This is a genomic window from Terriglobus roseus, from assembly GCF_900102185.1.
Lineage (GTDB): Bacteria > Acidobacteriota > Terriglobia > Terriglobales > Acidobacteriaceae > Terriglobus > Terriglobus roseus_A.
The window spans coordinates 3,777,323-3,791,766 of sequence record NZ_LT629690.1 but is presented as its reverse complement, the minus strand read 5'-3'; the positions used below and the strand labels follow the sequence as shown (position 1 = coordinate 3,791,766).

Here is a 14,444-nt window from a genome sequence, read left to right as displayed (position 1 = left end):
CAACGACGATTCACTTTTGAGGCCATCCATGAAAAAGCTGTTTGTAGTTCCTTCTCTCTTGCTCGTAAGTGCTGCGGCATACGCACAGCAGACAGGCAACATCCTCGGCACTGTTCGAGATAAGTCAGGGGCCGTTGTCCCCAATGCAACGGTTACGTTGACGAACACTTCAACGCAGTTCTCACGAACCTTGCACTCGAATGCCAGCGGTGACTACGTCGGATCATCGTTGCCGATTGGTGCCTATACCGTAACGGTAGAAGCACAAGGGTTTCAGAAGCTGGACCGCTCCGGCATTACGCTCACTACGGCAAGTTCGCTCACATTGGATCTGGATCTAACTGTGGGCAGTGCAGCGGAAACGGTTGAAGTAACGGCGCAGGCCTCGCTGCTGCAATCACAAAGTGGCACGGTCTCATCGCTTGTCGATAGCAAGCAGGTTGTGAACCTGCCACTTGCCACTCGCAACTTCACGGACCTTGTGTTGCTGACTCCGGGAGCGCACCAGGGCACTGCAAGCAATCTTGGTGAGGGTGGTAGTGCGTACTCCATCCGTGGTGGCGCAAACTTCAGCGTGAACGGTACAACCGCTGCTACCAACTCATACCTGATTGACGGAATCTATAACCGCAACCAGTGGCTCAACACTCTTGTGATCGTGCCGATCGTCGACTCCATTCAGGAGTATCGCGTGTTGACCAGCAGCTATACGGCAGAGTTTGGCGAGTCCGCAGGCGCGGTTACATTGGTTAGTACGAAAAGTGGCGCGAATCAATTTCACGGTGCTGCGTGGGAGTTTCTGCGCAACGATCTGCTGAATGCGAACACATACTTTGCAAAGCAGGCTGGTCTTGCACGACCCAAGTACAACCGCAATGTTTTCGGTGGCAATCTGGGCGGACCGATCTTTCGCGATCACACGTTCTTCTTCGCGGACTACCAGGGCATCCGCCAGCACACGCCCGTAACGCAAACCACAACCATTCCAACGCAGGCCATGGTGAACATGGTGAAGACGGGAAATTTCAGTGGCGCTCCCGCCACGATTTATAACCCCTACACCACAACCACGGTGGGCGGAGTAACCACACGTACACCTTACGTGGGCAACAATCTCTCTGCTGATCTCGATCCTTCAGCTGTCAAACTGGCCAGTCTCATTCCATTGCCTACCAACGGCAACGCAACCAATAACTACACCATCACGCCAAGCTTGTTGTTGCGAGATAACCAGTTCGATGTTCGTATCGATCAGAACTTGTTCAGTTCAGATCGGCTCTTCTTCAAGTACGCGTATGACCGCGCATCGCAGACCGTGCCCGGCACGATGTATCCCAACCCTGCAGCAAATATTCAGGTAGGCCAATATATCTCAACAGGTAGCAATGGATACCAGACAGATGCGTTCGCGCAGGCAGGAACGCTCGGTTACTCCCACGTCTTCTCTGCAAACACATTGCTTGACCTGCACGCGGCAGTGGTGCGGTGGAATGCCAACGTTGCGCCGGTAAACCTCAATGTTCCTGCAGCAACAAACCTCGGCATTCCCGGCATCAATTACAACGCGCAATCCGGCGGCCTGCCTGCATTCACCATCAGCGGCTTTGCTACGTTGGGCGACAGTTCAACCTATCCTGAGATCAGCCACATCACTACCTTCCAATACGATGGCAACCTGACGCACACTGTAGGCAACCACACAATCAAGGCGGGGCTACTGTTTCTTCGTCACCGCTTCAACGGTTTCTCTGCCTTTCCAGTACGTGGCACGTTTGACTTCAACGGTCAGTACACGCGCGCAAACAACGCAGCTACGGTGTCGGCCACGCAGTTGCAGTACTACGCATTGGCCGATCTCGCGTTGGGAGCTACTGATAGTGCAAGTCGCAACATCCTTACCGGTAGCTTTGGCATGCGAACCTTTCAGCTTGCGCCGTATGCGCAAGACACATGGCGTGCCACAGATCGTCTGACGCTTGATTATGGTGTTCGTTGGGAGATAAGTGCGCCTCCTTATGAGGTGCATGACCACTGGGCGAATCTTGATGTGAAGACTGGACTGCTCAAGGTAGCAGGCTTGAATGGAAACGGACGTCGTCTTCGCAACTTTGATTTGAAGACCATCTCGCCTCGCCTCGGTCTGGCATACACACTGGACGAATCGCGTAAGACCGTTCTGAGAGCAGGGTTCGGCATTTCGTACGTGGACACGCTTGTAGGTGGTGCGCAGTTGTATAAGAACCTGCCGTACTACTTTGCGCAGGCCATCACTACCTCTGTGAATTCAGCGCCGACAGCGCTGTTAAGGAATGGCCTTCCAACTCCTGTTGCACCCGATCCCAATAACATCGCCGCCATCTCCACGGGCAGCCCGACAGTATGGGATCCCAATACACGGCAGACCAGCGTTACCCAGTTCAGTCTTGGTGTGCAACGCGAATTGCGTAAGGACGTCATTCTGGACGTGAGTTACGTTGGCACGATTAGCCATCATCTATTAGTGAATAGCCTTAACCTGAACCAATCGAGGCCTGGTGCAGGTGACCAGGGGCCGCGTCGCCCGTACTACACCATCAACCCGAACCTGGTGAATGTGGCATATCGTGGAGGCGTTGCGGACGGCAACTATAACAGTCTTCAAGTACACGCTGAAAAGCGCACATCAGGCGGTTTGAATTTCGGTGTCTCGTATACCTATTCCAAATACCTGTCAGACTTCGGCAATCCCAACGGCGGAGGTAATAACGATATTCAGGACAACAGTTGCTTGCGTTGCAATTACGGTCGCTCTGCTGATGACCTGCGACACAACCTGGTTGTGAATGAAGTGTATGAACTGCCGTTCGGACCAAAGCGTCGCTATCTCAATCATGGCTTGATCTCACATATTGTCGGACCCTGGAGCGTTAGCAGCGTATGGACACTGCACTCGGGATCGCCGTTTACTGTCTTCTACAGCAGTAACGTTTCAAACTCATCCGGCGGTGGAACGCAAAGACCGAACCGCATTGGCAATGGCACGTTGTCTTCTGGTCGCACAATCAACCGCTGGTTTGACACCACTGCCTTCGCTGCGCCAGCGCAATACACCTTCGGCAACTCTGGTACGGGCATCCTTACGGGCCCTGGTTATTTCAACGTGGACATGACAATCGAACGCCATGTGCTGTTTGGTGACCGATATGACCTTGATCTACGTGGAGAAGCATTCAACACCTTGAATCGGCCTAACTTTAACAACCCCGCCGCAACCATCGGATCGCCAACCGCAGGCATTATTTCAAGCACGCAAGCAGCACGCATTCTCCAACTCGCAGTAAAACTATCGTTCTAATCAAGCAGGGAAGAAACCAAGTGAGGATGAGATGTTCAATCAACCCAGCACCCGTCGCAACTTCCTGAAAGCAGCCGCAACTGCATCTGCAGCCACAGCGATTCGTCCTGTGGCTGCGCTGGGGCAAGCGGCATCCCTGCCCAATATTGTGTATTTGCATTCGCATGATTCAGGCCGTTATCTGCGGCCCTATGGACACAATGTTCCTACACCGAACCTGATGCGAATTGCCAGTCGAGGCATTCTGTTTCGGAAGATGCACTGCGCAGCACCTTCATGCTCAGCGAGTCGCTCAGCCTTGTTGACTGGCCAGAGTCCGCACGCCGCGGGCATGAACGGCCTTGCTCATCTGGGATGGAAGTTGCATGACTATAAACAACACATCCTGCATACCCTTCGCGAACAGAAGGGGTACTACACCGTTCTTGCGGGCCTGCAACATATCGCTGTCGATCCTAAGGTGATTGGCTTTGACGAGATATTGCCAGGAACACATCGCCTCGCTGCGGATGTTGCCGACCACACGGTTGAGTTTCTGAATAAAGCTCCCAAACAGCCGTTCTTTTTGGACTGCGGCTTCTTTGAGACACACCGTGATTACCCAGCGCCGACTGACAACGCGGACTACATCCTTCCACCTTCTCCTCTGCCGGATAATCCATCCACCCGCATCGACATGGCTGGTTTTCATCAGAGCGCTCGAGATATGGACAAGGCTGTGGGCCGCATCCTTGACGCGCTGGAAGCCAATGGTCTGCGTGAAAACACTCTCATCATCAGCACCACGGACCATGGCATTGCATTTCCGACGATGAAAGCAAACCTCGGTGACGCAGGAATTGGCGTGTCATTCATGATGAGCGGGCCAGGAGAATTTTCCAAAGCAGGCGTTTGCGATGCCTTGCTATCGCACATCGATGTATTCCCAACCATCTGTGACTACTTGGGCATGAGCAAACCGGCATGGCTGGCCGGAAAATCGTTTCTTCCTGTCGTGCGCGGAGAGAAGGAAGAAGTCAACGACGCGATCTTTGCCGAAGTCACGTATCACGCTGCATACGAGCCGAAACGATGTGTCCGCACAGCGCGCTACAAGTATCAACGTCGCTACGACGGACGAACCACCTATGTTCTACCGAACTGTGACGACGGCGCTGCAAAATCCTACTGGTTGCGCGAAGGCTGGCAAAAGCAACAGCTATTGCACTCAGAGGAGCTGTACGATCTGGTGTTCGATCCAGCAGAACGTAACGATCTAGCCCGCGACCCAGCCCATACAGAAACACTGCAACATATGCGGAAGCAGATGGATGAGTGGATGCGTGCCACAAACGATCCTCTATTGCATGGACCGGTACCTCTACCGCCAGGAGGCCGCTCAGCTCCAGTGAACGGTATCTCTCCTAAGGAAATGCCCACCAGTAAAGGGCAGTTTTCATAAGCTCATAACTGACCATCGGCCGCGGTGAAAAGGTTATTTGAACAGCAGGGAAGGAACAGCATAAGTGTGCGTACGCATCCTTAGCCTCTTGCAGTCTTTCTCTACTAGCATGGCTCGGTGTGAAAACAAGAAGCGGCGAGTGGCGCACACCGTGAACCAATCGGTTCGGGTCAAGATTGAACCGGTGTGCCCACCCTAGTCCTGGGCAAGCGGTCATACATCGGCCAACTCAAGTCGCACGATTTTAAGTCGTTTCTTGTGTGCTGGTTGGACCATATTTTGCACAACTTTTAGGGCACACATGGTTGACTCGCCCTACATGTCATAGGCGAAGATAAGGCGAATGAATGCCTCTGCTCGCGTCACCCAAATTCGTTCTCAAATTGAGACCAGCCTCGAGCGAAGAATTCCCTCCGCGCTGACACCTCGCCCTAAGTTGACAAGAGAGCAGGCATCCAGCGGAATCGCAGATATTGATGAATTCCTCGAAGGTGGTCTCCCTGTTGGAGCGATCGCAGAATTTATAGGCAACAACGGCTCAGGACGTACTACGGCTGCTATCGCGTTTGTTGCGGCGGCCATTCGCGGTGCAAGAGTGGCCGCATGGATCGATGTGTCAGACACACTCGATCCTGCAGGGGCATCGCTGAACGGCGTGGATCTATCTCACTTGCTCTGGGTGCGATGCGATGCGCAGCTATCGCGCGATTACAGTGCGCCTATGCAGCGCAGTAAATCCCCGCGACTCTTGCAAAGTACTTCCGAAACACTGCTCAAAAAAGAAAAATTTCATCGGCAATTGCAAAGCGTTCCGGATGCGGCACGCAAAGTGATGCAGGCGCATGGAGGTCTGCAGGACCACCACGCGCAGCGTGAAGAACAGAAGGCAAGGGCCTTGGCAGCTCCTTGTTGTTACGAACCCAAGCCGCATCGTCGCAAACTAGAGCAAAGCCGTATTGCTATACCGCGCGTAGGCATGCCTTCTGCTGTACAGCTGTCGCAGCACATCCGTCGCGAGAAACATTCCTATGCCGCCATTGAGCGTGCATTGCGGGCTACCGATCTTCTTCTACAGTCAGGAGGATTTGGAATCATCGTGCTGGATCTGGGCGATGTTCCTGTAGAGGCGGTGTGGCGAATTCCTATGGCCACCTGGTTTCGCTATCGCGCTGCATGTGAGCGTTCCCGCACAACCTTACTGGTGCTCACAAAGCATCCTTGTGCCCGTTCCAGTGCGGAATTGGTTGTGCAAATGGATTTGGAGAATGTCGCCGCTGAAGGAGGAGTCATGACGCAACTCCTACGGAAAGCCAGTGTGGAGCGGCAGCGTTTTGCGACGCAGCCAAACGCCGTGCCGATGCGCAAACAGCTACAACGTGATCTACACAGGCCCTGGAAAGGAGTAATGGAGTGGGCAGTCTAGTGCAGCAGTACGTTTGCGCGTATGTGCCGGAGTTAGCCGCACAGGCACGTATACGGCTACGGCCTGAACTTGCAGAAAACCCGGTAGTAATCTTGGCCGGTAAACCACCCTTGCAGATGGCCGTAAGCATGTCACACAAGGCGCGTCGCATGGGTATAGCCGTAGGCATGACTCCAACAGAGTTGGAAGCATTTACGGAGCTCACGATCCTGCGTCGCTCAGCGGCAGAAGAGAAATCTGCAACATCGGCAATCCTGGAAACTGCAGGAAGTTTCACTCCCCGTATACAGGTGTGGCCCTCTCAAAACAGTTTCGTGTTTGTGTTGGACATGACAGGTACAACGTTGATCTTTGGAGATTCCACAAAGTCCGCAATGAGTATCTCAGAGGCCATCAAATCTCTTGGACTGCACGTCCGAATCGCAGTTAGTCAAAATATTCATACTGCGGTTTGCGCGGCTCCATATGCTCATCGTGTTCCACATGTGATTCCTGCTGGTCAGGAGCGGGACACACTTGCACGGCTTCCGCTGAGCTCCCTTCCACTGACCATCGAACAAGCTGACGCGTTAAACATGTGGGGTCTGCACACTGTGGGTGAATTCGCCAGCCTGCCACAGCATGATCTTGTGGCGCGTATGGGGCAAGCCGGATACCGCCTTCAATTAATGGCACGCGGAGAGCATCCGCATACGTTCGTGCCGGAAGAGCCACTTTTTCTCTTGAAAGAAAATATCGAGTTTGACTATGCCGAAGAGAGTCTGGACTCTCTTCTCTTTGTCATCGGCCCTCTGCTTGATCAGTTGATTGCTCGTGCGTCGGCACGAGCACTTGCGCTGGCATCTGTCACGATACGACTGACACTCGAAGGCGGTATTGAGCATTGCCGCACGGTAAAGCCTGCAATTCCGCTTATTGATAGATCGTCGCTATTGAAGCTGCTCCATCTTGATCTACAGGCGCATGCTCCATCTGCTTCTGTTGTTGGGATGTGCATTCATGCGCAGGCGGGTAAGCGAGGCGCAGCACAAGAGGGACTCTTTAGCCCACAACTACCAGAGCCAACGCGGTTGGATCTGACTCTGGCTCAGATTGAGGCCCTGGTGGGTGAAGGAGCGGTAGGTAGTCCGCGTCTGTCGGATACGCACCATGCCGATAGCTTCGTTATGGATCGCTTCATCGCGTGTGCAAAACAGTCCAATGCAGATCCTAATGCTCTATCCACCATGCTGCGGCGTATAAGACCACCGGCTGTCCTTCGCATACGGCTTGATGAAGAGGGCAGGCCAAGTTGGTTCGCGTGGCGAGGACAACGGTACACCATCACAGATGCATTCGGTCCGTGGCGTTGCAGTGGAGAATGGTGGTCGCAGCAAGTATGGGCTCGTGAAGAGTGGGATGTACGAGCGATTGCCGGCGATCATGCTCTGGTATGCGTTCTACTGCACGATTTGCTTCACAAGCAATGGATGCTGGATGCGTTCTATGACTGACGTTGGTGAGTATGTGGAGCTGCATGCGTCCAGCGCGTTTAGCTTTCTTGAAGGAGCTTCCCAGCCGGAAGACCTCATCAAAGCTGCATTTCAGGAAGACATGGCTGCGATTGCGTTGCTTGATCGCAACGGCTTCTACGGCTCCGCTCGTTTTCATACGTCAGCAAAAGAAAACGATGTGCGTGCTCATGTTGGCGCGGAGATCTCAGTCGCAGATTTCGGGATGAAGCTTGTTCCTCCATTAGGCCTCCCGGATCAATATCCTGCTCGACCTGCAAGGGTGCCCCTGCTCTGTACATCCCGTGTTGGGTATCAAAATCTCTGCCAAATGATCACGCGCTTCAAAATGCGTGAAACCACCAAATGTGAAGGGGTAGCGCTTTTAGACGATTTGAAAGAGTTCCGAGCTGGCCTCATCTGCATGACCGGAGGAGACGAAGGTGTACTTGCTGCCGCCCTTACACGTGGTGGCGAATCAGAAGGCAGACGGTGCGTAGAACAGTTAGTAGACGTCTACGGACCACACAATGTCTACGTAGAATTGCAGCGCCATGGCATCAGAGCGCAAGAGGCTCGTAACCAGGCCGCGCTGCGTATCGCTGAGTCTCTCAAACTACCCATTGTGGCCACCAACGGAGTTCGCTACGCGACTCCATATGATCGTGAAGTGCTGGATGTATTCACATCCATTCAGAATCACGTTTCACTGGATGATGCAGGCCGCCTGTTGCAATGCAACTCACAGCGTTTTGTTCGTAACGCAAGAACAATGCATCATTTGTTTCGTGATCTGCCGGAAGCGCTGGACAATACATTGCTCATCTCGCAGCGCTTGAAATTTGAGCTGAACGATCTGGGATATGAGTTCCCCTGCTACACCACCAATACAGGCGAGCCAATGGAGATCTACCTTCGCAAGCGCGTCGCGGAAGGTATGGCGCTTCGCTACGGAGCCAAACGCAATTCTGAGTTATATAAGCGTGCCCAAACGCAGGCGGAGCGAGAACTTACACTTATTGAAAAGCTCGGCTTTGCTGGCTACTTTCTCATCGTGTGGGACATCGTCCAATACTGCAGGTCAAGCGACATCCTCGTGCAGGGGAGGGGAAGCGCAGCAAATTCTGTTGTTTGCTATGCGCTTCAAATCACAGCCATCGACCCTATCGGTATGGACCTCCTCTTCGAACGCTTCCTAAACGAAAACCGCAATGAATGGCCTGACATCGACCTGGATCTACCCTCCGGTGATAAGCGCGAGCAGGCGATCCAGTACATCTATACGCGCTATGGAGAATTGGGTGCAGCCATGGCCGCGAATGTGATCAGTTATCGCGGAAAATCAGCGGCGAGGGAAGTTGGCAAAGCGCTTGGCTTTGATGAAGAAACTCTAGGCAGACTCTCTGGTCTTATCGGCCATTGGGAGTGGCGCAAGAAGGACGAAACGCTAAAAGATAATTTTCGGCATGCAGGCTTTGATCCATCGCATTGGAGAATCGCAAAGTATGTCGAATTGTGTGAGCGCTTGCAGGATTTGCCTCGCCATCTGGGGCAGCACTCTGGCGGCATGATCGTCTGCCAGGGGCAACTGAATAAAGTCGTTCCACTCGAACGGGCGTCAATGCGTGGCCGCAGCGTCGTGCAATGGGATAAAGAAGACTGCGCAGATTTAGGCTTAATCAAAATCGATCTGCTTGGTTTAGGCATGATGGCAGTCATGAAAGACTGCATTACCTTGATTCCGCAGCACTACGGCGATGAAGTGGATCTAGCCCACATGCCGGAAGACAAGGAAGTGTATGAAACTCTTAGCCGTGCAGACACCGTAGGGATGTTTCAGGTGGAGAGTCGTGCACAAATGGCTTCGCTGCCACGCAATAATCCAAAAGAGTTCTACGACCTCGTTGTGCAGGTCGCCATCATCCGTCCAGGACCTATCGTTGGTAAGATGATGCACCCTTACATGCGCCGCAGGCAGGGTAAAGAGAAAGTGACGTATCCGCTCGATGAATTAGAGCCAGTACTTAAACGCACCTTAGGCGTGCCTCTCTTTCAAGAGCAACTGCTGAAGATTGCGATGGTCGTAGGTAACTTCAGCGGGGCTGAAGCTGAGGAATTGCGCAAGGCCGTAGGCATGCGCCGTTCCTGGAAGCGTATGGAAGAGCTGATGGTAAAGCTTCGTGCGGGCATGCAGACTAACAAGATTGCCCCCGCCACGCAGGATGTGATCGTGCAGAGCATTCAGTCCTTTGCACTGTATGGATTTCCTGAATCGCACGCCGCCAGCTTTGCACTCATCGCGTATGCTTCGGCCTATTTCAAGGTAAAGTATCTCGCTGCGTTCACTTGTGCCATGCTCAACAATCAGCCAATGGGATTTTATTCGGCGGCCGTGCTCGTCAAAGATGCGCAGCGACACGGACTCAAGGTGCGATACATCGATGCGCAAACATCCGAGGTGGCGTGCACAGTACAAGCTGAACACGATGGTTCGCTCTCATTGCAGCTGGGATTGAATTATGTTCGAGGCTTGAAGAGAAGTTCCGCAACATCACTCGTAGACGAGCGGAAGGCCCACGGTCACTTTCGCAGTGTGAATGACCTCAGTCTCAGAGTGCCTTGCCTTACACGTGGCGATCTCACCCAGCTGGCTCGTATCGGGGCATTGAATTCATTCAGCGATGTAGAGCATAGACGCGATGCAATCTGGCAAGTAGAACAGGCTGCACGTGCTGTGGGGCCTCTGCTGCGTGCTGTGGATGTGCAGAAAGAGCAGTATGTATCGCCTCTAAAGCGTATGACTACGGGAGATCGTCTGGTAAGCGACTACGCCGGCACAGGTCTCACCACGAGCGCACATCCCATGGCCTACTGGCGCGCACAACTTCGTCATGAAGGACTACTGAACAGCACGGAGCTTCGCTCTGTAGAGGATGGGACTTTTGTTGCCATCGCGGGAGCCATCATCGCTCGCCAACGTCCAGGTACTGCACTGGGCTTTATCTTCCTGTCTATGGAAGATGAGGCCGGTATCGCGAATATTGTCATCCATCCGGATCTTTACGATCGTTATCGTGTTCTTGTCACTCGCGCAAAATTCCTTAAGGTATATGGACAATTACAGAATCAAGACAGTGTGATCCATATCAAGGCGAAATCTCTGGAGGCCTTCTCGGCTGACCCTGTCGATATTCGATCCCACGACTTCCATTGATCCTTATCGCATTTCTAATGCGATAAGGATCGAGAGTGGCTCGTGGTGGACCGTAGTCCACATCTGCTTGCAGATCGTTTCAACCTGGTGTTCCATACTGAAGCTGCGATCCGCAGGAAACACCTAATTTTCGATTTCTTGCGCTTTATGCTTGTTTCGCGAATTGAGACGGGTGTAGCATCGCGGCAACACGCCTCTGATCTCTGCAAGTGCCAGGTGAAAGACAATGTCTTCCACAAACGCCCTAGCCCCGCTTACATCCTCGTCTCGTGCTCGGATTGATGCGTTATTCCTGCGCATGAATCACAGGGAAATACCGTGGGTCGTGAAGCTGGTACGGCTATCAGAACCCAGGCCGTTTCGCCTACTTGCAGATGTCACCAATCAGATGTGCAATGGCTGGATTTATGCACCGCTGGCGCTGTGGGTCATTTTTCTGCATGAGTGGAAGCTGTTATTCGCGCTTTTGAGTGGGGTTGTCGTAGCGCATCTGTTGTACGGTTCCACCAAGCCACGCCTTGCTCGCGAACGGCCATTTCACTTCGCCAAGAACGTTCCGTATCGTGGGCGCTGCCTGGATCAATACTCTTTCCCTAGCGGTCATTGCATGACCTTATCCGTGGTCGGTGTGTTGCTTTGCTGGCAACATCATCGAGCTATCCCAGAGCTTGTGTTCGGATTGTTGTTGCTGTGCTGGGCTCGCGTCGCAAGCGGCCAGCACTATCCTTCGGATCTTATCGCAGGGATTGGAGTCGGATCGTTTGTTGCGACATCTCTCGCTCTCTGCCTCTTCTAATGCAAGGCGGATCAAGCCGTGGGCGCATCCTCAATCACAACGTCCCGCTCACCCATGCTGCGAACATGCAAACCAATGCTCAGAGAAGGTAAGCCTGGAGCGGAAAGCACAGCGCGGTGGTCCTTCATCGGCGTAAGAGAGGGAGGGATCGTCACAGCGCACGACACCACGTTCTCTTCATTGGCTGCAAGAGAAAACGTTTGCGGTGTCACATTGACTTGAACCAAAGCACCTTCAGTATCCGGGGTAAAGCTGGAGATCTCAAGAGCAACGTCGACGGGATGTGGAGACCTGTTCGACACAAGAAATCTCTTGCTGAGTGTTTCTTCCGCGTACCCCTCAAAGGTAAACTCCGAAGGCGCAACCGGTGCTGGTTCCACGACGCGCGCAGCTACCGTCTCTGCGGTTGTCGCAGCTGCAGTTGCGGCCTTGGTCAAGTCTTGTGCGGTGCGCGTGTAGAGTTCGCCAGCCAACTGGCCGCCGGATTGAATAAGAGCTCCATACACCCGCACACCAGCCTGAAGGGTCTTCGAGACATTCCCTGGCACTGTCTGAACCACATGGTTCAGATATTCCTTTTGTGCAGTCTGAAACGATGATGGATCGCGCGCGACATCTGTCACAAGCTTCCAATAGCTCTTCCAACCGTCAACGTACGACTCAACGACCTGGCCTTCAAGAGTTTTCAAAGCGTCTGCAAGCGTTTGAGAGTTATTCGTCAAGACTTCACTCCGGCAACGTCTGTCCCATTGACGCCAGTTGTAGTGCGCCCCGGCTGGATCGCTTCAAAGCACGGTTCACTGCACTGGAAGTGCTTGTACCAGTTGTCTGGGCGCACGCGGTATGGGATGTCACCCTGGTCGAAGCTGCATGCATCGTCGCAGCCGCAGGCTACGCTCAACTTGATCTTGATGCAGCGCTCATACTTGCCGCGCACCAGAACTTCTGACTCGTAAGCAACACCGCTCTGGAACTGTTCGCCCACCGTAACGCCGATCACAACACTCACCGTCTCGCCTGGAGCAGCAGTGACGGACTGGGTGTTGATCTCAGGAATCAGATCAAGTGCCTTACCGCAATGTGAGAAGGGCTTACCAACAAAAGTGTATTCAATGCTGTCTTTTGAGGTGTTCCTGATCTTCACTGTCGATTTACGGATTTCGCCAGGGTAGGCTGACCAGTCGATATCGCAAGCGCACTTCGGGGGACAAGTCGTGGAAGGAATGTCGCACATGGCTGATTTCGCCATGGACATCAGCGTGTCACTCGTTGACTTGGTGAGATCGCTCAACTGCGACGGCAGCAGCGACTGATACCAACTCATCCAGGCAGACATCACCGGTGTCAGCATCTGCGTCGCAGTTTGCGCCATCTGGAGGTTCATTTTCGTGTAATCCGTAAACCACTGCATGCCCTGCTGGCTGGCCTGAGTCATTGGATTGGAGACACTGGATTCGCTACACGCCATCTTCATTCCCCCGTTTCTTCTTACTGGATGTGTTCACGTTGCGCGTCGTGTAGACCGTCACGGTAAGAAATGCGTTGTAAAGCTGCAGGTTCGCCGTATAGCAGCGGAATGGCTGCAAAGTATCTGGGAGCTGGAAGGTCGCCGTTGCAGTCATTTTGTTACCGGGGCTCAGTACGATCGGGTCGCGAAGGACAACAAGCATGCCGGGCATGCGCTCGCCCCAGTCCTTCAGCCATGCATTCACTTTTTCTTTCACTTCCGCATCGCCCGCGTTGCTAAGCCCGTGCAACATGGATGTCTTCAGATCGATCGAATCGGTCAATGGAGCTTCACACCGTTCGCCGAGCGGCAGTGGAACATTGCCTGCATTCTCAATGACGAAGGTTCGTTCGAACGAGTTTTCCGATCCCGCGAGCAGTGTCACCGATGCTGGCTCAATGCGGAAGTCGACGACTTCCGTCACATGCGCGGTCACTGGAACGGATGTTCCGGCAACATCGACGCTGAAAGAGTACGTTCCCGGAGCAGTCTGCGGATCCAATTGAATCGTACTGCGCACAGCGGCCTGTTCCCCAGGCATCAGCCGTACACCTACGGCGATGGTTTGCAACGGCAGAGATGCAGGTCCACGCAATGTATCGGTGGTGACAGCCAGCGACTGCATCTTCAATTTCTGATCGGTCGGATTGACCAACGGTAACGTGCCACGCAGCATCTTCGGAGGGCCGTAAAAGACAACCCCCTTTGGGTCAACATTGGCGTACTGAATCACTGACTCGGCCATTGGAACTCCTGCTCTAACGGCAAATCTCGGTTCTACGCGGAACGTACTTTTCGTTGATGACCTGCGCTTCGCCGCAGAGCGAGAGGCCCCAGATCTCCATGCCCAGAAGACTGAACCCAAGCTGATAGTGAGCCGGGTAGTGAATGCGCTGTTCCGGTATCTCCGTGACGGCGATATTCAGATTCGTCGTGATGGGCGGGATTTCTGTAATTGCCACACTTGAAGTCGTACTCACAGTGGACAGTGTCGTCACGGTGGAGACGATGGGAGGCAACTCTTTAATCGCGATGTTAGCGTTGCCCGTAACCTCTGGAAACGAGGTCACGCCCACTTCAACCGCGGGCAACTCTTTCACATGGATGTTATCCAACCCGTAATCGACAGACAGTGTAGTTCCAGTGCCGCCAATGGAATACGTGTAATCGTTAGGAATTGTGGGGGTGCCGCCCTTAGACATAGAATCCGCCTTTTCAGTGCGTATTGATTCTGCCCGG

Annotated in this window: 10 protein-coding genes; 6 read left to right on the top strand and 4 right to left on the bottom strand. The window is 53.4% G+C overall.

Features of this window, described 5'->3' with window-relative positions:
• Nucleotides 1-28 precede the first annotated feature (28 nt).
• The 6 genes from BLT38_RS15910 (at nucleotide 29) to BLT38_RS15885 (ending at nucleotide 11,698) form a co-directional block, all read left to right on the top strand.
• The gene (locus BLT38_RS15910; RefSeq protein WP_172838307.1) at nucleotides 29-3,334 is read left to right on the top strand and encodes a TonB-dependent receptor; all 3,306 of its coding nucleotides are present in this window, start codon (nucleotides 29-31) and stop codon (nucleotides 3,332-3,334) included.
• Nucleotides 3,335-3,365: 31 nt separating this feature from the next.
• Nucleotides 3,366-4,775 (top strand): sulfatase, encoded by a 1,410-nt coding sequence (locus BLT38_RS15905; protein WP_083346068.1) that lies wholly within the window; start codon nucleotides 3,366-3,368, stop codon nucleotides 4,773-4,775.
• Nucleotides 4,776-5,118: 343 nt separating this feature from the next.
• Nucleotides 5,119-6,198, top strand: coding sequence for a hypothetical protein (locus BLT38_RS15900; RefSeq protein WP_083346067.1), 1,080 nt, complete (start codon nucleotides 5,119-5,121; stop codon nucleotides 6,196-6,198).
• Nucleotides 6,186-7,691 carry a DNA polymerase Y family protein gene (locus BLT38_RS15895; protein WP_172838306.1) on the top strand — a complete coding sequence of 502 codons (1,506 nt, stop codon included), beginning with the start codon at nucleotides 6,186-6,188 and terminating at the stop codon, nucleotides 7,689-7,691. The genes BLT38_RS15900 and BLT38_RS15895 overlap by 13 nt, the downstream gene beginning before the upstream one ends.
• Nucleotides 7,684-10,902, top strand: a complete 3,219-nt coding sequence (locus tag BLT38_RS15890; protein WP_083346065.1) for a DNA polymerase III subunit alpha — start codon at nucleotides 7,684-7,686, stop codon at nucleotides 10,900-10,902. Before BLT38_RS15895 ends, BLT38_RS15890 begins: the two co-directional genes overlap by 8 nt.
• 325 nt (nucleotides 10,903-11,227) lie before the next feature.
• Nucleotides 11,228-11,698, top strand: coding sequence for a phosphatase PAP2 family protein (locus BLT38_RS15885; protein WP_172838305.1), 471 nt, complete (start codon nucleotides 11,228-11,230; stop codon nucleotides 11,696-11,698).
• An 11-nt stretch (nucleotides 11,699-11,709) separates the two neighbouring features.
• Here the strand turns inward: BLT38_RS15885 and BLT38_RS15880 are convergent, their stop codons facing one another.
• From BLT38_RS15880 to BLT38_RS15865, 4 genes are read right to left on the bottom strand one after another with little or no spacing between them, the layout of a single operon-like run.
• Nucleotides 11,710-12,420 carry a hypothetical protein gene (locus tag BLT38_RS15880; RefSeq protein WP_083346063.1) on the bottom strand — a complete coding sequence of 237 codons (711 nt, stop codon included), beginning with the start codon at nucleotides 12,418-12,420 and terminating at the stop codon, nucleotides 11,710-11,712.
• Nucleotides 12,417-13,172: a hypothetical protein gene (locus BLT38_RS15875; protein WP_083346062.1), complete on the bottom strand. Its 756-nt coding sequence runs from the start codon at nucleotides 13,170-13,172 to the stop codon at nucleotides 12,417-12,419. Before BLT38_RS15875 ends, BLT38_RS15880 begins: the two co-directional genes overlap by 4 nt.
• Entirely contained in the window at nucleotides 13,156-13,950 is a 795-nt protein-coding gene (locus tag BLT38_RS15870) for a hypothetical protein (protein ID WP_083346061.1), read from the bottom strand. Before BLT38_RS15870 ends, BLT38_RS15875 begins: the two co-directional genes overlap by 17 nt.
• A gap of 13 nt (nucleotides 13,951-13,963) precedes the next feature.
• Nucleotides 13,964-14,407 carry a hypothetical protein gene (locus BLT38_RS15865; RefSeq protein WP_083346060.1) on the bottom strand — a complete coding sequence of 148 codons (444 nt, stop codon included), beginning with the start codon at nucleotides 14,405-14,407 and terminating at the stop codon, nucleotides 13,964-13,966.
• Between the last annotated feature and the right edge of the window lie 37 nt (nucleotides 14,408-14,444).

Bases quoted from the DNA above. Each gene is read 5' to 3' on its own strand.
- BLT38_RS15910 (WP_172838307.1), top strand. From the start codon at position 29: ATGAAAAAGCTGTTTGTAGTTCCTTCTCTCTTGCTCGTAAGTGCTGCG.
- BLT38_RS15905 (WP_083346068.1), top strand. From the start codon at position 3,366: ATGTTCAATCAACCCAGCACCCGTCGCAACTTCCTGAAAGCAGCCGCA.
- BLT38_RS15900 (WP_083346067.1), top strand. From the start codon at position 5,119: ATGAATGCCTCTGCTCGCGTCACCCAAATTCGTTCTCAAATTGAGACC.
- BLT38_RS15890 (WP_083346065.1), top strand. From the start codon at position 7,684: ATGACTGACGTTGGTGAGTATGTGGAGCTGCATGCGTCCAGCGCGTTT.
- BLT38_RS15875 (WP_083346062.1), bottom strand. From the start codon at position 13,172: ATGAAGATGGCGTGTAGCGAATCCAGTGTCTCCAATCCAATGACTCAG.
- BLT38_RS15870 (WP_083346061.1), bottom strand. From the start codon at position 13,950: ATGGCCGAGTCAGTGATTCAGTACGCCAATGTTGACCCAAAGGGGGTT.
- BLT38_RS15865 (WP_083346060.1), bottom strand. From the start codon at position 14,407: ATGTCTAAGGGCGGCACCCCCACAATTCCTAACGATTACACGTATTCC.